This is a genomic window from Meiothermus luteus, from assembly GCF_003574085.1.
In the GTDB taxonomy this organism is placed as follows: Bacteria; Deinococcota; Deinococci; order Deinococcales; family Thermaceae; genus Meiothermus; species Meiothermus luteus.
The window spans coordinates 1-18,624 of record NZ_QWKZ01000017.1; the positions used below are offsets into that span (position 1 = coordinate 1).

Annotated in this window: 19 protein-coding genes and 1 tRNA gene; 14 read left to right on the forward strand and 6 right to left on the reverse strand. The window is 63.0% G+C overall.

What is annotated here, in order from left to right:
- From lnt to Mlute_RS03965, 10 genes are all read left to right on the forward strand, one after another.
- Positions 1-873 (forward strand): apolipoprotein N-acyltransferase (gene lnt, locus Mlute_RS03920; RefSeq protein WP_119359449.1); only part of this gene is annotated, 873 nt, incomplete at its 5' end.
- A 12-nt stretch (positions 874-885) separates the two neighbouring features.
- A tRNA-Leu gene (locus Mlute_RS03925) sits at positions 886-971 on the forward strand.
- Positions 972-989: 18 nt separating this feature from the next.
- Positions 990-1,217, forward strand: coding sequence for a preprotein translocase subunit SecG (secG, locus tag Mlute_RS03930; RefSeq protein WP_182482467.1), 228 nt, complete (start codon positions 990-992; stop codon positions 1,215-1,217).
- Positions 1,218-1,448: 231 nt separating this feature from the next.
- On the forward strand, positions 1,449-3,182 hold the full coding sequence (locus tag Mlute_RS03935; protein ID WP_119359451.1) for an ABC transporter substrate-binding protein: 1,734 nt from the start codon (positions 1,449-1,451) through the stop codon (positions 3,180-3,182).
- Positions 3,183-3,237: 55 nt separating this feature from the next.
- Positions 3,238-4,434, forward strand: a complete 1,197-nt coding sequence (locus Mlute_RS03940) for an ABC transporter permease (RefSeq protein WP_119359452.1) — start codon at positions 3,238-3,240, stop codon at positions 4,432-4,434.
- 9 nt (positions 4,435-4,443) lie between these two features.
- The gene (locus tag Mlute_RS03945) at positions 4,444-6,012 is read left to right on the forward strand and encodes an ABC transporter permease (RefSeq protein ID WP_119359453.1); all 1,569 of its coding nucleotides are present in this window, start codon (positions 4,444-4,446) and stop codon (positions 6,010-6,012) included.
- Positions 6,013-6,043: 31 nt separating this feature from the next.
- Positions 6,044-7,072 carry an ABC transporter ATP-binding protein gene (locus Mlute_RS03950; RefSeq protein WP_119359454.1) on the forward strand — a complete coding sequence of 343 codons (1,029 nt, stop codon included), beginning with the start codon at positions 6,044-6,046 and terminating at the stop codon, positions 7,070-7,072.
- Positions 7,069-8,079, forward strand: a complete 1,011-nt coding sequence (locus Mlute_RS03955) for an ABC transporter ATP-binding protein (protein ID WP_119359455.1) — start codon at positions 7,069-7,071, stop codon at positions 8,077-8,079. Before Mlute_RS03950 ends, Mlute_RS03955 begins: the two co-directional genes overlap by 4 nt.
- Before the next feature lie 118 nt (positions 8,080-8,197).
- Positions 8,198-9,391 carry a hypothetical protein gene (locus Mlute_RS03960; protein ID WP_119359456.1) on the forward strand — a complete coding sequence of 398 codons (1,194 nt, stop codon included), beginning with the start codon at positions 8,198-8,200 and terminating at the stop codon, positions 9,389-9,391.
- 32 nt (positions 9,392-9,423) lie between these two features.
- Positions 9,424-10,278 (forward strand): patatin-like phospholipase family protein, encoded by an 855-nt coding sequence (locus Mlute_RS03965; RefSeq protein ID WP_119359457.1) that lies wholly within the window; start codon positions 9,424-9,426, stop codon positions 10,276-10,278.
- Here the strand turns inward: Mlute_RS03965 and Mlute_RS03970 are convergent.
- The 5 genes from Mlute_RS03970 to Mlute_RS03990 form a co-directional block, all read right to left on the reverse strand.
- Positions 10,243-10,863: a deoxynucleoside kinase gene (locus Mlute_RS03970; RefSeq protein WP_119359458.1), complete on the reverse strand. Its 621-nt coding sequence runs from the start codon at positions 10,861-10,863 to the stop codon at positions 10,243-10,245. The two genes, Mlute_RS03965 and Mlute_RS03970, sit on opposite strands and share 36 nt — an antisense overlap.
- Before the next feature lie 7 nt (positions 10,864-10,870).
- Positions 10,871-11,473 carry a deoxynucleoside kinase gene (locus tag Mlute_RS03975; protein ID WP_119359459.1) on the reverse strand — a complete coding sequence of 201 codons (603 nt, stop codon included), beginning with the start codon at positions 11,471-11,473 and terminating at the stop codon, positions 10,871-10,873.
- A 43-nt stretch (positions 11,474-11,516) separates the two neighbouring features.
- Positions 11,517-12,575, reverse strand: a complete 1,059-nt coding sequence (locus tag Mlute_RS03980) for a S1C family serine protease (RefSeq protein WP_182482468.1) — start codon at positions 12,573-12,575, stop codon at positions 11,517-11,519.
- Between the two features lie 68 nt (positions 12,576-12,643).
- Entirely contained in the window at positions 12,644-13,711 is a 1,068-nt protein-coding gene (locus tag Mlute_RS03985; RefSeq protein WP_119359461.1) for a quinone-dependent dihydroorotate dehydrogenase, read from the reverse strand.
- A 28-nt stretch (positions 13,712-13,739) separates the two neighbouring features.
- Positions 13,740-14,924 (reverse strand): acyl-CoA dehydrogenase family protein, encoded by a 1,185-nt coding sequence (locus tag Mlute_RS03990; RefSeq protein WP_119359462.1) that lies wholly within the window; start codon positions 14,922-14,924, stop codon positions 13,740-13,742.
- A 184-nt stretch (positions 14,925-15,108) separates the two neighbouring features.
- Between Mlute_RS03990 and Mlute_RS03995 the strand changes: the two genes are divergently transcribed.
- Positions 15,109-15,480, forward strand: a complete 372-nt coding sequence (locus tag Mlute_RS03995; protein WP_119359463.1) for a S1 RNA-binding domain-containing protein — start codon at positions 15,109-15,111, stop codon at positions 15,478-15,480.
- Positions 15,481-15,483: 3 nt separating this feature from the next.
- Here Mlute_RS03995 and Mlute_RS04000 read toward each other — a convergent pair whose 3' ends face one another.
- Positions 15,484-16,278 (reverse strand): enoyl-ACP reductase FabI, encoded by a 795-nt coding sequence (locus Mlute_RS04000; protein ID WP_119359464.1) that lies wholly within the window; start codon positions 16,276-16,278, stop codon positions 15,484-15,486.
- A gap of 108 nt (positions 16,279-16,386) precedes the next feature.
- Here Mlute_RS04000 and Mlute_RS04005 point away from each other — a divergent pair, with 108 nt between their 5' ends.
- From Mlute_RS04005 to Mlute_RS04015, 3 genes are all read left to right on the forward strand, one after another.
- Positions 16,387-16,605, forward strand: coding sequence for a hypothetical protein (locus Mlute_RS04005; protein WP_119359465.1), 219 nt, complete (start codon positions 16,387-16,389; stop codon positions 16,603-16,605).
- Between the two features lie 18 nt (positions 16,606-16,623).
- Positions 16,624-17,130, forward strand: a complete 507-nt coding sequence (locus tag Mlute_RS04010; protein WP_119359466.1) for a DinB family protein — start codon at positions 16,624-16,626, stop codon at positions 17,128-17,130.
- A 93-nt stretch (positions 17,131-17,223) separates the two neighbouring features.
- Complete coding sequence (locus Mlute_RS04015) at positions 17,224-18,594, forward strand: FAD-dependent oxidoreductase (protein ID WP_119359483.1); 1,371 nt, start codon at positions 17,224-17,226, stop codon at positions 18,592-18,594.
- The last annotated feature ends 30 nt before the right edge of the window (positions 18,595-18,624 follow it).

Below are 18,624 nucleotides of genomic sequence, written 5' to 3' on the forward strand. Positions count from 1 at the left end.
CTCTTGGGGGTGTTGGGGGTCTGGGGGGCGCTTTGGTTTTGGCCGTTGCCGAAAGGGGTGGGTGACCACACCGCCTTGCTGGTTCAGGGCAACATCAACCCTTTGAGGAAGCTGGAGGGCTTCTCCGCCGATGAAATCTATCAGGAGCTTACCCGCCAAGGGCTACGGGCCCATCCCGAGGCTGCGGTGGTGGTCTGGCCTGAGACCGCGGTGGCCCATCTGTCTCCCGATCTGACCTCCTTGCTGGGCCCTCGCGAGCTTTTGAGCGGCCTCGAGACCGGCTTTTCCAATCGGATGGTTTTGTTCAAGGGGGGGCAGATTACCCACCAGTACGATAAAAACCGGTTGGTGCCCTTTGGCGAGAACTTTCCTTGGGGTGAGGCCTTACGCCCCCTATACCGCTTTTTCTTTCGGGCCTTGGGCTTTGAAGGAGAGCTGGTAGGGCGGACCCCAGGCCAGGGGTATACCCCCTTGGGCCGTTATGGGGCTTTTATATGCTACGAGTCGGTTTTCCCCTCGGTGGCCCGCGCCTTGGCCTTGGAGGGGGCCGAGGTGCTGGTGCTGGCCTCCAACGATGCCTGGTACGGCCCTAGCTTCGGGGGACAGCAGCACTTCCAGATGGGCCGCTTGCGGGCGGTTGAGACCGGCCGCTGGCTTCTTAGGGCAGGGAACGATGGGGTAACCGCCGTTGTGGACCCCTACGGCCGGGTGGTGGCTCAGCTTCCCCAGCGTCAGGCTGGCTTTCTAGGGGGAACCTTTGCCTACCGGCAGGCTCAGACCCCCTACGCGCGCTTGGGCGACTGGGCGGTGGGGCTGGCGGGCCTCTTCGGGCTGGTTGGCTTGCGCAGGAGGGGAAAAGGGGCTATAGTCTAGACTTGCCGGTTTGCCGGGATGGCGGAATCGGTAGACGCACCCGACTCAAAATCGGGCGGTTAGCAGCCATGTGGGTTCGAGTCCCACTCCCGGCACCAAACACGAGGAGGCGCGCGGTGGAACTGCTGCAAAATGTTTTGATATTTCTCTATATCCTGGTGGCCGGTTTCCTGGTCTACCTGGTGCTTTCGCAGGAGCCCAGGCAAGGGGCTGGGGACATGTTTGGTGGCGCGACCGACCTTTTCAGCACCCGCGGAGTGACGGGTGGCCTTTACCGCATCACCATCATCCTTGGGGCCATCTTTGTTCTCCTGGCCTTTTCCTTCCGCTACTTCCAACGCTAGCCCAAAGGCCTCGTTTCGGTGGGCCCCTGGCCTCCATGGGAGGGCTGCCCACGACTGGTTTTGCTCCATCCACCGTTTGGTGGATGTTTCCTGGCTTTGAATTCCGCGGTGAACCCTTGACAGCTGGGACGCGACTATATAGCTTTGTACCAAGTCCATGCTCGCTTCAGCCCCGTTTTGCGGAGAGCGAGGGTGGTGTAGTGTAGTCTTGAGCGGTACAGGAGGCATGAAATGAGAAAAATCTTGTTCCTAGGCCTGCTGGTCCTGGCGGGGGCAGCCCTCGCCCAGCCCAAGGTCTTTAAGGGTACCGAGATAGGCCGCCCGGGTGGGGCCTACCGGATCACCTCCATCTCCGACCCCCGGACCTGGAACCCCTTTGTGGCCCGGGAGACCTCGTCCACCGACATCATCTCGCTTTTCCTGCCCTACCTTACTTCCTATGACCCCTATACCCAGGCGCCGGAGGGCCGGTTGGCGAAGTCTTGGGAGATTCGGAACAACGGCCTTACGGTCATCTTCCGCCTGCGCGAGGGGGCGCGTTGGTCGGATGGGCGGCCCATCACCGCCGACGACGTGATTTTTAGCGCGACCGTGCACGCCGACCAGCGGGTCAATTCCAACGCCCGCAGCAGCTTCATCCTGGACGGCCAGCCCATCCGCTGGACCAAGGTGGATCAGTACACCGTTCGGGCCGACTTCCCCAAGCCCTACGCGCCCGCCCTCATCCAGGGTTGGTATATTGTGCCCCAGCACATCTTTGAGCCGGCCTACCGGGCTGGTGTGCAGCAGCTTCAGGCCTTGTGGAACCTGGACACCCCGCCGGCCCAGATTGTCTCAGGGGGCCCCTTCAGGATTGACAGCTACGTGAAGGGCGAACGGGTGGTGCTGGTGCGCAACCCCAACTACTGGGGGGTGGATGAGCGCAACAACCCGGTGGCCTACCTCGAGCGTTACACCGTTCAGATTGTGCCCGACCTGAACGCCCAGCTAGCCCGCTTCCTGGCTGGGGATTCTGATGTCTTTGCGGCAGCCAACGCCGACCAAGTGGCCCAGGTGCTGGAGCGCATCCGCGCTGGGCGGTTGCGGGCTGAAATTTTTCCCAACGTGGACGTGACCCTGGGCACCAACTTCATCGTTTTCAACTGGAACCACAAGGACCCCTTCAAGGAGAACCTGTTCCGCCAGGTGAAGTTCCGCCGGGCCATGGCCCACCTGATGGACAAGAAGTCCATGATTGAGGTGGCCCTGGGCGGTCTGGGCCAGCCCCAGTGGAGCCCCATCTCCATCCCCAACAAAGCCTTCTTCACTGACGATGTGGCCAAGTACGAGTTCAACCCCCAGCGGGCCCAGCAGCTCCTGGCCGAGCTGGGCTTCCGCACCAAGAACCGCGATGGCTGGTTGGTGAACGCCCAAGGTAGGGTACTGGAGTTCAACCTAACGACCAACCAGGGCAACAACGTGCGGGAGCGCATCGCCCAGATTTTCCGCGATGAGGCCCGCAAGATTGGGGTCAAGGTGGAGTACCGCCCCATTGACTTCAACGAGCTGGTGCGCCAGCTCACCAGCCCAGCCGCCGATGGCACCCGTGAATTTGACGCTATCCTGATTGGCCTTACCGGGGGCATTGAGCCAGCCTTCAGCCGCAACGTCTGGGAGCTGGACGGCAGCCTGCACATGTGGAACCTGGGGGTAGGGGGTAAGCGCCCGGCCAAGGTGGAGTCCTTTGAGGTGCTGATTGACACCCTAATGAAGCGGGGTGCGACCACCCTTGACCAGGCCCAGCGCCGCCAGATTTACGTGCAGTTCCAAAAGGTGGTGGCCGAGAACCTGCCCATTATCTACACCGTGGCCCCGGCCTACAACCCGGCCCGCCTGACCCGGTTGGGGGGGATGTTCCCCAAGGAGCAGATTAACTCCATCACCGGTCAGGCCCCCTACATTGAGACCGTTTTTGCTAAGGAGTAGAGGCTTCTCGGGGCAAGGGGTGGGGCGCCACCCCTTGCCTTTGTGCTGAGGTTTTATGTTTGGTTACGTCGTGCGAAGGCTACTCCAGCTCGTCCCCACCTTTTTTGGGGCGACCCTGCTGGCCTTTTTGGTGATCCAGCTTGCCCCGGGGGATTTTGTGACCCGGCTCGAGCTAGACCCTACCCAGGACCGCGAGTCCATCGCTAATCTGCGCCAACAGCTTGGCCTTGACCAGCCCTTGCCGGTGCAGTACGCCAAGTGGCTCTCGGGGATTTTCCAAGGCTACTTGGGCCTCTCCCTCTCCTACAAAACCGATGTGTGGAGCGTGATAGGCCAGCGCATCCTCAACTCCATGGTCTTGGTGGTGCTGGCTACCTTGATGATTTACCTAATCGCTATTCCCATCGGGGTTTACTCGGCCATTCATAAGTACACCTGGCCTGACCGAATCTTCACCGTGCTGGCCTTTCTGGGGCTGGCCATTCCCAACTTTTTCTTCGGTCTTATCATGCTTTTTTTAGCAGTCTGGCTCAATGACCTGACCGATATGCGTATCCTGCCCATCGGTGGCATGACCAACGAGTTCTTGCACCTGGGCAACATGACCCGCGCCGCCCAGTGGCTTTTCCCTTTTGCCCTCGGGGGTACCCTGATTTATGCGGCCCTCTTCTGGTCGCGCAGCCGCCGTGGCCAGACCCCTACCTTTGGGGTGTGGTTGGGGCTGGTGCTGTTCGGTGTGAGCAGCCTGCTGATGCTGGCACCCCTCCTACAAGGACCCGGCCTGCCTGAGCGGCTGCCTTACACCGAGTCGCCCCTTTGGGCCCGGATCACCAATGTGCTTTGGCATGCCTTCCCGGTGGTCATCGTGGTGGGTACCTCAGGCCTGGCCGGACTGATGCGGGTTATGCGGGGGCAGATGCTGGATGTGCTTTCCCAGGACTACATCCGCACCGCCCGGGCCAAGGGGCTTTCGGAGCGGGTGGTGGTTTACAAGCACGCCCTTCGGAATGCGGTGATTCCCTTCATTGCGGGTATCGGGGGGTTGCTCCCAGGGCTGATTGGGGGGGCCGGGCTGGTGGAGGTCACCATGGCTTGGCCGGGCATCACGCCGGCTTTGCTGGAGGCCATTTCGGCCATTGACGTCTATGTGATTATGGGTCTCATCACCATCACCACGGTGCTTTTGATGGTTGGGAACGTCATCTCCGACCTGCTCCTGGCCTGGGTAGACCCGCGCATCCGCTACAGCTAGGGGGTTTGGATGCTGAACCAAAGCAGAGCCCACACTTCTTCTCAGGGCCGGAGCTTTTTCCAGCAAGCCTGGATACGTTTCAAGCGGCACCCTCTGGCCCGGTTGGGCGCAGTAGTGCTCTTGGTCTTCTACCTGGGAGCTTTATTCGCCGATTTTCTGGCCCCCTACCCCGAGGAGAAGAGTTTTCGGGACTTTTCCTACGCCCCTCCTACCCGGATTTTCTGGAGAGATGAAAACGGTCGCCTGACCCGGCCCTACGTTTGTGCCTCGGAGCGCCGCAGGAACCCTGAGACCTTCAAGGTTGAGGTGATCACAGACTGCGAGAGAGGGCGCTACCCCATCTACTTCTTTGTGGAAGGAGAGCCCTACCGGTTCTTGGGGCTAATCCCCTCCAACCTGCACCTATTTGGCGGTCCGTGGCTCCTGGAGGACAAGGCCAAGCTTTTCCTGTGGGGCGCCGACGACTTTGGTCGGGACATCTGGGGCCGCATCTGGTTTGGGGCCCGCATCAGCCTGACTATTGGTATTTTTGCGGTGGCCTTGGCCCTGGTCATCGGTGTTTTTATGGGCAGCCTGGCGGGCTATTATGCCGGCCGTCCGGTTACCTTTAGCATCGGGGTTCTGAACCCAGAATTTTGGCACTTTGTCCGGGCCAACCGCCTGGTAGACCACCTATGGGCCCTGTTGGGCCTCCTGCTCCTTTTGGGCCTGGTGTGGACCATGGGGCAGGGCTACCAGCAGTTCATACGCCCCGACCTGCAGCGGGTGAGCACCCTGGCCCTAGCAGGCTTGGGCCTGGTAGGGGGGGTAGCCCTCATGGGGGCCTTGCTCTATTTCTTGGTCTGGCGCAGCCATCTGGCTCGAGCCCTGCTCTGGCTTTTGGCCTGGGTGGGGGTGGCCTGGCTGGTCTGGATTACGGTCTATGGCTTTTTGCAGACCAGCCGCGGCCTGGAGGCGGTGCTTGCGGGTTTGATTGGGGCGGTTCTGCTAGGGGCCATCGGCTACGTGCTGCTCTGGCCGCGGGTGGAGTTTGACCTGGACACGCTTATCATGCGCACCGTGGAGGTGCTGGCGGCCATTCCCGACCTATTCTTGCTCATCATCCTTTCGGTGCTTATACCCATGGAAGTGCCTCCTGCGGTGCGGTTTGTGTTGGTGGTGACCATCCTTTCCTTCGTGAACTGGGGAGGGCTGGCCCGAATCATCCGCAGCCAGGTACTGCAGCTCCGTGAGATGGAGTACGCCCAGGCTGCCCAGGCCTTGGGGGCGGGGGACGCCCGCATCATCCTCCGCCACGTGCTGCCGGGCACCTACACCTACCTAATCGTGGCGGTTACCCTGGCGATTCCCGGGTTTATTCTGGGCGAGTCGGGGCTTTCATTTTTGGGCCTGGGCATCCAGGAGCCGGCCACCTCCTGGGGGCTTATGCTCTCCAAGGCCCAGGCTACCGGTATTACCGCCTTTACCGAGCGGCCTTGGCTCTTGATACCGGGGGTGTTCATCCTTTTGGCGGTGCTGGCCTACAACTTTTTGGGCGATGGGTTGCGCGACGCGCTGGACCCGCGCACCAAGGTGTAGGGATATAATGACCTGACGTTTGGGAGTGGGAATGGACGAGAACAGACTGGTTGAAGTAAAAGACCTCGAGGTGCACTTCTTCACCGATGACGGCGTGGTGAAGGCGGTGGATGGGGTTTCCTTTCACATCAACAAGGGGGAGACCCTGGCGGTGGTGGGAGAGTCGGGTTCGGGTAAGTCGGTGACCAGCCTGGCCATGATGCGCCTGATTCCCACCCCACCGGGGAAGATCGTGGGCGGCCAGATGCTCTTTCGGGGGAAGGACGGCAAGCTGCGTGACCTAGCCAAAGAGGACGAGGCCACCATGCGGCGGATTCGGGGCAACGACATCGCCATGATTTTCCAGGAGCCCATGACCAGCCTGAACCCGGTCTACACCGTGGGCGACCAGATTGCCGAGGCCATCGTGCTTCATCAAGGCAAGAGCCGGAAGGAGGCTCTGGAGCAGGCGGCCGAGATGCTTGATCTGGTGGGTATCCCCGAGCCGAGGAAGCGCCTGGCCAACTACCCCCACCAGATGTCTGGGGGTATGCGCCAGCGGGTGATGATTGCCATGGCCCTATCCTGCAACCCCTCCCTCCTCATCGCCGACGAGCCCACCACGGCTTTGGACGTGACCATCCAGGCTCAGATTCTGGAGCTGATGAAAAAGCTTCAGGAAGAGATCGGTATGAGCATCCTCTTCATCACCCACAACCTGGGGGTGGTGGCCGAGATGGCCGACCGGGTGGTGGTGATGTACGCCGGGCGGGCGGTGGAGGAGGCCGATGTGGTGCCCACCTTTAAGAAACCCCTGCACCCATACACCATGGGCCTTTTGAACTCGGTGCCCCGCCTTGACCTGGCGGCTGCCCACCAGCAGCGGCTAGAGGCCATTCCCGGCAACGTGCCAAACCCTCTGGACCTGCCGCCAGGATGCGCTTTCCACCCCCGCTGCAAGTTTTACAAGCCAGGCCTTTGTGACCAGGAAATACCCGCGCTTCAAGATGCGGGCGGCGGCCATATGGTGCGCTGCGTGCGCTGGGCGGAAATTGAGCGGGGAGAGGCGGTGGAGGCATGAGCGCGGTTGTCCCCGAAGTCGCCACCAGACCCTTAGTGGAGGTGGAAAACCTCAAAAAGTGGTTCCCCATCCGAGGGGGGGTGCTCTCGCGGGTGGTGGCCCATGTTAAGGCGGTCAACGACGTGAGCTTTGCGGTGAAGAAGGGGGAGGTGCTGGGCCTGGTGGGGGAGTCGGGTTCGGGCAAGACCACCGTGGGCCGGACCATTTTGCGCCTCATTGAGCCCACCGAGGGCACCATTCGCTTTGATGGGGTGGACATCACCCATCTTCCCAAGAACCAGCTTAGGGCCTACCGGCGCAAGATGCAGATTATCTTCCAAGACCCCTTCGCCTCCCTTAACCCGCGCATGACGGTGGGGGACATCATCGCCGAGCCCTTGGTGATTCACAACCTCGAGGGTTCCCCCAAGGCTCGGGCCGAGCGGGTGGCGGAGCTTTTGCGGATGGTAGGCCTGAACCCCGACCACGTGCGCCGCTACCCACACGAGTTTTCCGGAGGCCAGCGGCAACGCATTGGAATTGCCCGTGCCTTGGCGGTGCGCCCCGAGTTCATCGTGGCCGACGAGCCGGTCTCGGCGCTGGATGTTTCCATCCAGGCCCAGGTGGTCAACCTCCTGCAGGACCTCAAGGAGCAGCTTGGTCTGACCATTCTTTTTATCGCCCACGACCTGGCGGTGGTAGAGTACATCTCCGACCGGGTAGCGGTGATGTACCTGGGCAAAATCATGGAGCTGGCCACCTCAAAGGAGCTCTACCGCAACCCCCGCCATCCCTACACCGAGGCACTGCTCTCGGCGATTCCTATGCCCGACCCTACCCTGAGGCGGGAGCGCATTGTGCTGCAGGGGGATATCCCGAGCCCCATCAACCCGCCCTCAGGTTGTGTCTTCCGCACCCGCTGCCGCTACGCCATTCCCGAGTGCGCCCAGGTGGTGCCTGAGCTGAAGGAGGTGGCCCCTGGCCACTTCAAAGCCTGCATTCGCGACGACATACCGGGCTTGAGCTAGCGCTCCTTCTGCTATCGGCAGCGCCGACCTCCACGGCGGGGGCTGGCTGGTCGCGCGGTAAGGGGGGCTTTGAGCCTCCTCTCACGCAAGCTCCTTGCTGTGGTGGTTAACTGACCCTATGTGGCGGGTTTGGCTTTGCCTGTTGGGAGCGGCGATGGGGTTTGCCGGGGCTCAGGAAGCCCTGGTGTACAAGGGCTTTGCCGAGTTGCGGCAGCCGCAAAGCCTGCCCCCTGGGGAGTGGGTTTGGGAGCCGGGGGCAGCCCTCTTTGAGAGCCTGGTGCCGGGTACCCTGCGCCTTTTGGGGGTAGAGGAGCTTTCCCGCTGGGTGAGGCAGCCGGATAAGGCAACCCCTTTGGGGGCCTATGTGGGCAAGGAGGTGCAGTTCTACTGGGAGGGCCAGTGGCGCCGCGCGACCCTGGTGAGCGCCGAGCAGAACCTCTACCTCTACGAAGGACGCTACCTGGTGGGCCTGCCCGGGGTGGTGGCCTACCCTGATCCCGGGGGGTTTAGCACCCCTTTGGGGCCAAGGGTGGTCTTCCGCTATCGGGGGAGCGGGAATGCTTGGCTGGCCTACCTGACGCGGGGGCTGAGTTGGAGCCCCCGCTACTCTTTGGAGGATGGGTTGTTGGTGGGGTGGGCCGCCCTAACCAACACCCTAGGCCATCCATTGCGGCTAGGCCGCACCGAGCTGGTGGCAGGGCGGGTGCCGTTGGTCCAGGGGGGGCTCGAGGGGGCCGCTGCGCTGCGGGCTGCCCCGGCCATGGCCGAGGAGGTGGGCGAGGTGGCCGGCACCTACCGCTACCGCCTTCCCGGGGAGATAGAGGTGGGCCCGGGGGTTACCGAGCTACCCTTTCTGCAGGCTGAAGTGCGACCGGTCTATCTGTGGCGTTTGCAGACAGGCTTTAGCACCAGCCAGGAGCTGCTTTTCACCCGGGGCTTCCGCTTTGTGGCTCCCCAGGGCCTGGCCGCCGGGGTGGTCAGCCTTTGGGAGCGGGGGGTTTTTGTGGGGCAGGCCTCCTTGGAGGATACCCCCCAGGGGGCGTCGGTGGTCCTCCTCCTCGGCCCTGACCCGGAAGGACGGGCCGGCCGGCAGGTGCAGGAGGTGGCCCGCAACCGCTTCCGGGTAACCACCACCGTTCGCAACCCGAAGGCCTACCCCCTAGAGGTGGAAATACAGGAGGTCTTTCCCTGGCCTTTTGACCTGGAGGCCGACGGGTTAGAGCGCCTGCCCGAGGGCTACCGCCTTCGCTTTGCCCTAGCCCCTGGCCAGAGCCGCAGCTACACCTATTCCTTGGTTCTCCGGCCGCGGTAGCGATTTTCGTATGGATCCAGGAGGTTTTGGGTATGGACGGTTGCAAGCGTTTTGGATTGGCGCTAGGGGGTGGGGGTGCGCGGGGCTATGCCCACATTGGGGTCGTGCGGGTGTTGCAGCGGGAGGGGTTCAAGCCCTGTGCTATTGCTGGAACCAGTATGGGCAGCATTATGGCCGCGATTTTCGCCGCGGGCCACAGCGCCGATGAGGTCCAGGAGCTGCTCTCCCAAACGTCTTTTTGGCGCTTCTTGGACATCAATCCCTTTGACGACATGCTCAACTTCAGCGAGCTGGTGCGGGTGCTCGAGCCCTTGCTGCCCCGTCGGATAGAGGAGTTTCCCATTCCCCTGGGCATCACCGCCACCGACCTGATTACCGGCACCGAGGTTTACTTCCGCCAGGGGGACGTTTTCCAGGCCATCCGGGCCTCCATTGCCTATCCTGGGGCCATCAACCCCATATGGGTGGACCATCAGCTTTTGGCTGATGGGGGTATCCTCAACCAGATTCCCGTGGACCTGGTGCGCTTCTTGGGGGCCGAGCGGGTGATTGCGGTGGATGTGACGCCTCTCCAGGTTTTGCGCGAGCAACCGCAAAAGAAGACCTGGTGGGAGCGGGTGTTTCGCCGGGGGATTGAGTCCAATCCCATCCAGAACGTCTACCGGGCGGTGGAGATCATGCAGATTCGGTTGGCCGAGGTGAAGCTGGCGATCACCCGCCCCGACCTGGTGCTGCGCCCTAGGCTCGAGGGCATCGGGCTTTTTAGCTTCCAACAGCTCGAGCAGGCCATCCGGGACGGCGAGTCTGCGGCTGAAGAAGCGCTGGAGGCCATCCGCGAACTGTTGCTGGATTCAGACCAGGGGCCGGCTCAGCCCCCAGGCCTCTAGGGTGCGGAACAGTAGCTCCCGGGCCTCCTGGTCGTCGGCGTAGTTGACGGTATCGGTGGAGACCACCAGCACTGGGGAGAGGTCGTAGGCGGCTATCCAGGCCTCGTAAAGCTGGTTGAGCGAGGCTAAGTAGGCCTCCGGTATGCTCTGCTCGTAGGTTCGTCCCCGTCGGGCGATGTGGGCTTTTAGGGTTTTTACCGAGGCCCGGACGTAGATGAGAAGGTCAGGCTTGCGCAGGGCTGGGGCGATGCCCTCGTAGAGGGCTAGATAGGTCTGCCAGTCCCGCTCGGTAAGGTGCCCCTGGAGCCTGAGGTTTTGGGCGAATATGAAGGCGTCCTCGTAGATGGTGCGGTCCTGAACCACGTGCTGGGCTGGGTTGATTTCTTCCAGATGCTGCTTGAGCCGCTTGGCCAGGAAAAAGACCTGGGAGTGAAAGGCGAAACGGCCCATATCGGCATAGAAATCGCTCAGGTAGGGGTTTTCGTCCACCACCTCGTAGACGGGGTGGAGCCCGTAGCGCTCGGCCAAGAGCTGGGTGAGGGTAGACTTGCCCGAACCAATGTTGCCCGCGATGGCCACGTACATAAGACTCCTAAGCGAACCAGCCCAGACGGCGTTGTACCTCTTCCACAATCCACTCCTGGTCGTCCTCCAGCTCGGCGAAGTTAAGGCCCTCGGTGTCCAGCACCAGCAGGGGGTGAGGATAGGTGGCGAAATGGTGCTCGTAGGCCTCCTGCAGACGCTCCAGGTATGCCAGGGATATCCCCTCCTCAAAGGCCCGTCCCCGGCGGCGGATGCGCTCTAGAACAACGGGAAGGGGTGCTCTTAGGTATAGGGTGAGGTCCGGGGTGGGCAGCCTAGGGGAAAGGCTGGTGTAGACCTCCCGGTAAAGCTCCCACTCCGGGCCGTGCAGGTTTATGGATGCGAATATGGCGTCCTTGTCAAAGAGGTAGTCGGCCACCACCCCCCGCACGAAGAGGCCCGGCTGCACCAGCGGTAAAAGCTGCTTGTAGCGCGAAAGGAGAAAGAAGACCTGGACTTTGAAAGCGTAGCGCGAGGGGTCTTGGTAGAAAAGGGGCAGGAAGGGGTTTTCCTCCACCACCTCGAGCAGGCTCTCCGCCCCCAGTCGCTGGGCCAGCAGCCGGGCTAGGGTGGTTTTTCCAACGCCGATGATGCCCTCGATAGCGATGTACACGCCCCATAGCCTCTCGATTGACCGCGGGGCTGTCAAGCGGGGGCTAGCGTCGGGCGATCATGGTCACCGCTACTTCCAGCCGCCGGCCGTTGCGCCAGATGGTGAGGTTGACTCGGTCGCCCGGCCGGAAGCGGGCGATAGCTTGGGTGACCTCGCTGGCGTTGCGCACAGCGCGGCCGTTGATGGCCAGGATGATGTCCCCTAGGCTAACCAACCGGCCCCTCGCGTCGCGCTCGGCCGGGCGCAGGCCAGCCCGGGCTGCGGGCCCGCCAGGTTCCACCTTTTCAATCATGGCCCCGCGGGTGGAAAGCAGCCCCACCCGGCCTAAGAGGAGGGGGTCCAGCTCATCCAGGTTGCGCAGGGTGACCCCCAGGTTGCCGCGCTGGGGTACGCCGAAGCGCTCGAGGTCGCTTACGCTTTGCCGGACTAAGTCGGCGGGAATAGCCACCCCTATCCCGCCCATACCACTCAGGTCGCCCAGGGTAGCGTTGGCCACCCCCACCACCCGCCCTTGCAGGTCAAGCACCGGCCCGCCAGAGTTTCCCTGGACGATGCGGGCATCGGTGAAGAGCAGGTCGCCGATTTCCGAGCCCACCTCGGGATCAAGGTCGTTTTTTTCCGCCGAAGTGGGGCCAACGCCAGCCAAAATGCCGTAGGAGGCTAGGTTGCGCTGGCCGAAGGGGCTACCAATCACTACCAGGCCCATCCCCACGGACAGGTTTTGGGAGCTACCAAAGGTAAGCTGGGCTGGGGCGGTAACCCCTTGAACGCTCAGGATGGCGATGTCTATGCCTTTGTCTACGGCGAAGATTTGGGCAGGGAAGCTCCGCCCATCAAAGAGCTCTACGGTGATGTCCCGTAGGTCTTGGACGACGTGGTAGTTGGTGATGATACGGCTTGGTGCGTAGAAGAAGCCAGAGCCGTTGGTAGGGCCCTCGTTCCCGGTCTGGGGGTCGCGCAGAATGCCGGTGACCTTGACCACAGCCGGCAAGGCCCGGCGGATTACCTCTACCCGGGCCACCTCCTCGGGGGTGGTCAGGCGGGGGGGCTGGGCTAGGGCCAGGGAAAAGGCCCAGGTGAGGAGAAGGAGAGGGCGGATCATCGGCAAACCGTTCCCATTCTCATATGCTTCAGGTGAGTAATCAATAGCTGGGCTGCCGGAAATCTGCCTTACAGGCGGCCAGTGCGGCTTAGTAATTCCTTAATGGCAGCCCCTTCCAAGGAGCGCAGGAGCCCCATACACAGCCGCTTGGGTAAGGAGGGGCCTCGGTAGACCAAAGCGGTGTAAACCTGTACCAGCGTGGCCCCCTGCTCGAGCCGCTCCCACACATCCTCTGGGGTGAAGATGCCCCCTACGGAAACGATGGGTAGGCGGCCGCCTAACCCCTTGGCCAAGTAGCGCAGCACCTCCAGCGACCGTCCAGCCAGGGGACGCCCCGAGAGTCCTCCCTCCTCTGGGAAGGGGGCCTTTAGCCCGTCCCGGCGGGTGGTGGTGTTGGTGGCGATGAGCCCCGAGAGGCCGAACTGCTCGGCTAGCTCCAGCACCTCGTCTATCTGAGGCCAGGTGAGGTCCGGGGCGATTTTGAGCAAAAGGGGCTTGCGCCCCTGAAGAAACCCTGTGAGCGCTCCCAGCAGCTCTTTTAGTCGCTCTTTCTCCTGTAGCTCGCGCAGCCCCGGGGTATTGGGGGAGCTGACATTGACCACGAAGTAGTCGCCGTAGGGCAGCAGCAGGGCCAGGGTCCGCAGGTAGTCCTGCGCGGCTTCCTCCAGGGGGGTGGCCTTGGATTTGCCCAGGTTGATGCCCAAAGGGACCGGAAGCTTCCCATAGGCCTCCTGCCAGGCTTCGAGCCGCCGGGCGAGGGCCTCTGCGCCATCGTTGTTGAAGCCCATCTGATTGACCAGGGCCTCCTCTTGGGGCAGGCGGAAGAGGCGGGGTTTGGGATTGCCCGGCTGGGCCAAGGCAGTGACCGAGCCTATCTCCACGAAGCCAAACCCCAGTGCGGGCCAGGCCCGCAGGGCCAGGGCATTCTTGTCTAGACCGGCTGCCAGCCCCACCGGGTTGGGAAAACGCAGCCCAAAGGCCTCAACCTCTAGGCGCTGGTCCTGCACCGAAAAGAGCCTTTGGACCACCTCCAGCAGAGGCCCTCGGCGGGCCAGCCAAGCCAGCGCCCTTAGCACCTGGTCGTGCGCGGTTTCGGGGTCTTGCCGGAAGAGCCAGGGCTTGAGGAGCTCGTACACGCTAAAGCATAGCACCCCATGAGGGCCTCTAGCGGTAGCGGGAGAGCAGGTTTTTGGCGATGATGACCTTGAGGACCTCGCTGGTGCCCTCGCCGATCCGGGTTAGACGGGCGTCACGCCAGTAGCGCTCCACCGGGTATTCCTTGGTGTAGCCGTAGCCCCCTAGAATCTGGATGGCCTCGTCGCAGGCCCGCACCGCTGCTTCCGAGGCGAAGAGCTTGGCCTGGGCGGCGGCGTGGCCGTAGGGTTTTCCCGCATCGCGCAGCTCGGCGGCCTTCAGGTAGAGCAGCCGGGCCGCTTCGAGCTCAGTTTCCATCTCGGCTAGTTTGTGAGAGACAGCCTGGAACTCGGCGATGGGCCTGCCGAACTGCTCGCGTTCCAGGGCGTAGCGGGCGGCGAACTCCAAAGCGGCCCGCCCTAGCCCCACGGCCATGGCCGCAATTCCGATGCGCCCTCCTTCCAGCACCCGCATCACATCGTAAAAGCCCTTGCCGCGCTCCCCCAACAAGGCTTCCTTGGGCAACTTTAGGTCCTCAAAGATGAGCTGGGCGGTGTCTGAGGCGTTGAGGCCCAGCTTGCGCTCCTTGCGGCCAACCCTGAGGCCTTCCGTGGGGCCGCTGAAAACCAATGCTGAAAGCCCGAGGTGCTTCTTCTCCGGGCTTGGGGCGGGATCAGTGCGGGCGTTGATGACGTACACCCCGGCCACCGAGCCCTGGGTGATGAACTGCTTGGTTCCGTTGAGCACAAACCCCTCTGGGGTTTCCTCGGCCCGGGTGCGCATGGCCGCTGCGTCGGAGCCGCTGCCTGGTTCGGTTAGCCCCCAGGCCCCGAGAACCTCGCCGGAGGCCAGCGGGGGTAGAAACCGCCGCTTCTGCTCCTCGTTGCCCGCGAGCAGGATGTGGCCGATGCAGAGACTATTGTGCGAGGCCACGGTGAGGGCCAGCGAGCCGTCTACCGCCGCGATTTCCTCCACAATCCGGGCGAAGATGCGGGTGGAAAGCCCGGCCCCCCCGTACTCCTCGGGCACCTGGGCCCCCATCACCCCCATCTGGCCTAGCTTACGCACGATTTCAAAGGGAAAAGCCCCGCTCTCGTCGCGTTCGGCCGCGGTAGGGGCCACCTCGGCCTGCAGGAATTCGCGCAGCGCGCCGATGATTTGGCGTTCCTCTGAATCTGGCTCAAACCAGAGCCCCCGGGGGCGTTCGGCTATCATGATGGGTTTCCTCCTGCCCAAAAGTATATCACTTTTTTGAATAAGTGTTGTAAATACGTTACAAAAATGGCCGCTGCCCCCTTCCAACGGGGAAGAGAATGGTATAGTGAGGGTATCGTGAATCCCCCACAGCTTGCCTAGGCAGTTGTTTTGGGATTTCGCGCGGTGCTGGAGGAACCTTTGAATGGAGCTTGAAGCCGGAGCCATCGTGGAAGGCCGCGTCACTCGGATTACCGATTTTGGCGCTTTTGTGGAGTTTCCCAACGGGGAGTCGGGCCTGGTGCACATCTCGCAGATCGCCCACGAGTTCGTGCGCAACGTCCGAGACCACCTCCAAGAAGGGGATGTGGTCTCGGTTCTGGTGCTCGGTCGCGACGAGAGGGGCCGCCTTGACCTTTCCATCAAGGAGCTGACCCCAGCTCCGGTTGAACCCCCTCGGCCTAAGCGCCTGCCCCGTCAGGCCCCCGAGTTTGAGAACAAGCTTAAGAGCTTTCTGCGCGGCTCGGGGGGCGGAGGGAAAAAACTGGGGGGAAAGGGAGGCCGCAAGCGCCGCTGAGGGCTAGCCGCCCTCTTCCTCAAAGCTCATGCCCATGATGCTGTAGCCCGCATCCACGTAGATGGTCTGGCCGGTGGTTCCGCTGGATAGAGGGGAGAGCAGGTAGAGGCCCAGGTTGCCCACCTCCTCGTGGGTGATCATCCGGCCCAGGGGGGCGGTGGAGCTGTACTTGGCCACCATTTTGCGGAACCCGGGAATGCTCATGGCGGCCACGGTGCGAACCGCTCCCGCGCTTATAGCGTTGACCCGGATGTTCTTTTTGCCCAGCTCATAGGCCAGGTAGCGCACGCTGGCCTCTAGAGCGGCTTTGGCGATGCCCATGACGTTGTAGCGTGGCACTACCTTTTCCGAGGCGTAGTAGGTGAGGGTGACCAGGCTCCCCCCCTCCCGCAGAAGGGGTTCGGCCTCGCGGGCCACGGCCACCAAGGAGTAGGCCGAGACCTGCAGGGCGGTGTTCCAGTCGGCGGCGGTGGTATCTATGAAGCGCCCTTCCATGGCCGCCCTGGGCGCGAAAGCGATGGAGTGCACCAGGCAATCCAGCCCCCCCCAGGCGGCCCCCAGGTCGGCGAACATGGCCTTTAGAGCAGCCTCATCGGTGACGTCAACCTGGTAGAGGCGCCGGTTGGGGTAGTCGGTGGTAAGCTTTTCCAGCTTTTCCCGAAGCCGCTCGCCTTGGTAGCTAAAGGCTACCTCGGCCCCGGCGGCGCGGAGCTTTTGGGCGATGGCCCAGCCTAGGCTGTGTTCATTGGTGACCCCCATGACTAGGGCCTTCTTGCCGGTGAGGTCTATGGCAACCATGACCCCTGTATCTTACCCCGGTTCCAGGCCAGGACATTCCTCTCTTTACAAGAAAGGTCGTGTAACGCCAAACTGCCCCTAAGAAAGGGGCTCTGTAGGAGGGCGGCTATGGTGGCGGAGCGGGCGCAGAGGTTGGGCATCCAGTGTGAGTGGGTTCCGGGCACCATGGACCGGGTCTGGGTCCATCTTCCCAACCACGACTTGGAAGTTTCGCTCGAGCAGCTCCAGCGGGTGGCAGGGGTAGACGCGGTGTGGGAGCTTTACCTGAAGGGGCTGGTCACCCTGCCTTCCAGGCCCGAGTTTTTTGAGGCCTTTGAGAAGCTTTAGGGCTGCTATGATGGGCCCGTGGAAGCACTAGAGCCTTTGGGTGCAGAGGAGTGTCTGGCCCGGCTGGAGGCCTCACGGCTCGAGCTCCTGCGCCTGCTGGAGGGCATGTCCGATGAGCGGTTGTTTCGGCGGCCTGGCCCAGGGCGCTGGAGCCCGGCTGAGGTGGCCGAGCACATCGCGCTGGTGGAGGAATCGGCCGGTAAGGTGATTCGCCGGCTGCGCAAGGTGGCCCTGGGAGAGGCTGAGCCTTTTCCTCCGGCCCCCCCTGGCCAGACCCGCCCGGACGGCCGCCGGCTGGCCCCTTCGGCGGTTGAACCCAAGGGTGGCCTTTCCCGGCCGGAGCTTTTGGCCTTTCTCCGCGTGGTGCGCGAGCGCCTGGTGGCCGAGGTGAAGGAGAGCGGAGAGAAGCGGCTGGCCCACCCCCCCACCTATGGCCACCCTTTCTTAGGTGAGCTTACTGGTCTGGGCTGGCTCCAGACCCTGGTCTATCACGAGCGGCACCACCTGCGCCAGATGCAGGACTGAGGTCTTCCATTCCGGAGCGCTTGCGCTATGATGGCCTGCTAGATGGCTTTAGCCCCGAGCGCAGGTGGGCAGGCTTTTTTTGGAGGAGGTTCAATGGCAGAACAGAACTGCTTTGGCGAGGACCGCCCCTTGCGGGTGGCCGTGATTGGCTCGGGGCCCTCGGGCGTTTACGCTACGGAGGCCCTGATCAAGCAGGGCGAGGTGCCCGTTCGGGTGGATGTCTTTGACCGCTTACCTACCCCTTTCGGCCTGGTGCGCTACGGGGTGGCGCCCGACCACCAGACCATCAAATCGGTCACCAAGGTCATGCAGAAGGTGCTGCAGGACCCCAAGGTGCGCTTTTTTGGGAACGTGGCCTTTGGGCGTGACCTGACCCACGACGACCTGCGCCGCCACTACGATGCGGTGATTTATACCGTGGGGGCCTCGAGCGACCGCCACCTGGGGATTCCCGGGGAAGACCTGCCTGGCAGCCTTTCGGCCACTGAGTTTGTCGCTTGGTACAACGGGCATCCCGACTACAAGGACCTGCCCATCCGGCTGGACGCGCGGGGTGTGGCGGTGGTGGGGGTGGGCAATGTGGCGGTGGACGTGACCCGCATTCTGGCCAAATCGGTGGAGGAACTAGGCCGTACCGATATCGCCGACCACGCCCTGCCGGTGCTGGCCGAAAGCCAGGTTACCGATATCTACATGCTGGGCCGGCGGGGCCCGGCCCAGGCCAAGTTCACCACCAAGGAGCTGCGCGAGCTGGGGGAGCTGCTCAATGCAGATGTGGTGGTGCGCCCCGAGGAGCTGGAGCTTGACGAGAGGAGTTCAGCCTCCATCGCCGACCAGCCGGGTTTGCTCAAGAACCTGGAAGTGCTACGGGAGTTCGCCGCGCGGCCCCTTTCAGGAAAGCCCCGCCGGGTGCACATTCGCTTCCTGGTGTCGCCGGTGGCCATCCTGGGCCAGGGCCGGGTGGAGCGGATTTGCCTGGAGAAGAATCGGCTGGACGAGGGCTTGAATGCGGTGGGTACCGGGGTGTATGAGGAGCTCGAGGTGGGCTTGGTGCTGCGCTCGGTGGGCTACAAGGGGGTGCCGCTGCCTGGGGTGCCCTTTGATGAGCGCAAGGGCATCATTCCCAACCAGAATGGCCGGGTCTTGCGGGATGGGGCGGTGGCCCTGGGGGAGTACACCGCGGGCTGGATTAAGCGGGGCCCCAGCGGGGTGATCGGCACCAACAAGGCCGATGCGGCGGAGACGGTAAAGCTTCTCTTAGAGGATGTGCCCCGCCTTCCCCAGGCCCAGGAGCCGCACCCCGAAGCGGTGCCCAGGCTTTTGCAGGCGCGGGGGGTACGCTTCGTGACCCTGGAGGGCTGGCTCCGCCTGGACGCGCTAGAGACCCAGAAGGGCCAGGCCCAGGGGCGTCCTAGGGTCAAGCTGACCAGCGTGGAGGAAATGCTCCAGGCGGCGCGGGAGTAAGGGGGCTGATGGAGGCAGGAGGCGAAGGGG

Coding starts and splice junctions, on each gene's coding strand:
- Mlute_RS03935 (WP_119359451.1), top strand. CDS start 1,449: ATGAGAAAAATCTTGTTCCTAGGCCTGCTGGTCCTGGCGGGGGCAGCC.
- Mlute_RS03970 (WP_119359458.1), bottom strand. CDS start 10,863: ATGTACGTGGCCATCGCGGGCAACATTGGTTCGGGCAAGTCTACCCTC.
- Mlute_RS03950 (WP_119359454.1), top strand. CDS start 6,044: ATGGACGAGAACAGACTGGTTGAAGTAAAAGACCTCGAGGTGCACTTC.
- Mlute_RS04000 (WP_119359464.1), bottom strand. CDS start 16,278: ATGGTTGCCATAGACCTCACCGGCAAGAAGGCCCTAGTCATGGGGGTC.
- Mlute_RS03995 (WP_119359463.1), top strand. CDS start 15,109: ATGGAGCTTGAAGCCGGAGCCATCGTGGAAGGCCGCGTCACTCGGATT.
- Mlute_RS03940 (WP_119359452.1), top strand. CDS start 3,238: ATGTTTGGTTACGTCGTGCGAAGGCTACTCCAGCTCGTCCCCACCTTT.
- Mlute_RS04015 (WP_119359483.1), top strand. CDS start 17,224: ATGGCAGAACAGAACTGCTTTGGCGAGGACCGCCCCTTGCGGGTGGCC.
- Mlute_RS03955 (WP_119359455.1), top strand. CDS start 7,069: ATGAGCGCGGTTGTCCCCGAAGTCGCCACCAGACCCTTAGTGGAGGTG.
- Mlute_RS03980 (WP_182482468.1), bottom strand. CDS start 12,575: ATGATCCGCCCTCTCCTTCTCCTCACCTGGGCCTTTTCCCTGGCCCTA.
- Mlute_RS03960 (WP_119359456.1), top strand. CDS start 8,198: ATGTGGCGGGTTTGGCTTTGCCTGTTGGGAGCGGCGATGGGGTTTGCC.
- Mlute_RS03990 (WP_119359462.1), bottom strand. CDS start 14,924: ATGATAGCCGAACGCCCCCGGGGGCTCTGGTTTGAGCCAGATTCAGAG.
- Mlute_RS03965 (WP_119359457.1), top strand. CDS start 9,424: ATGGACGGTTGCAAGCGTTTTGGATTGGCGCTAGGGGGTGGGGGTGCG.
- Mlute_RS04005 (WP_119359465.1), top strand. CDS start 16,387: ATGGTGGCGGAGCGGGCGCAGAGGTTGGGCATCCAGTGTGAGTGGGTT.
- Mlute_RS03945 (WP_119359453.1), top strand. CDS start 4,444: ATGCTGAACCAAAGCAGAGCCCACACTTCTTCTCAGGGCCGGAGCTTT.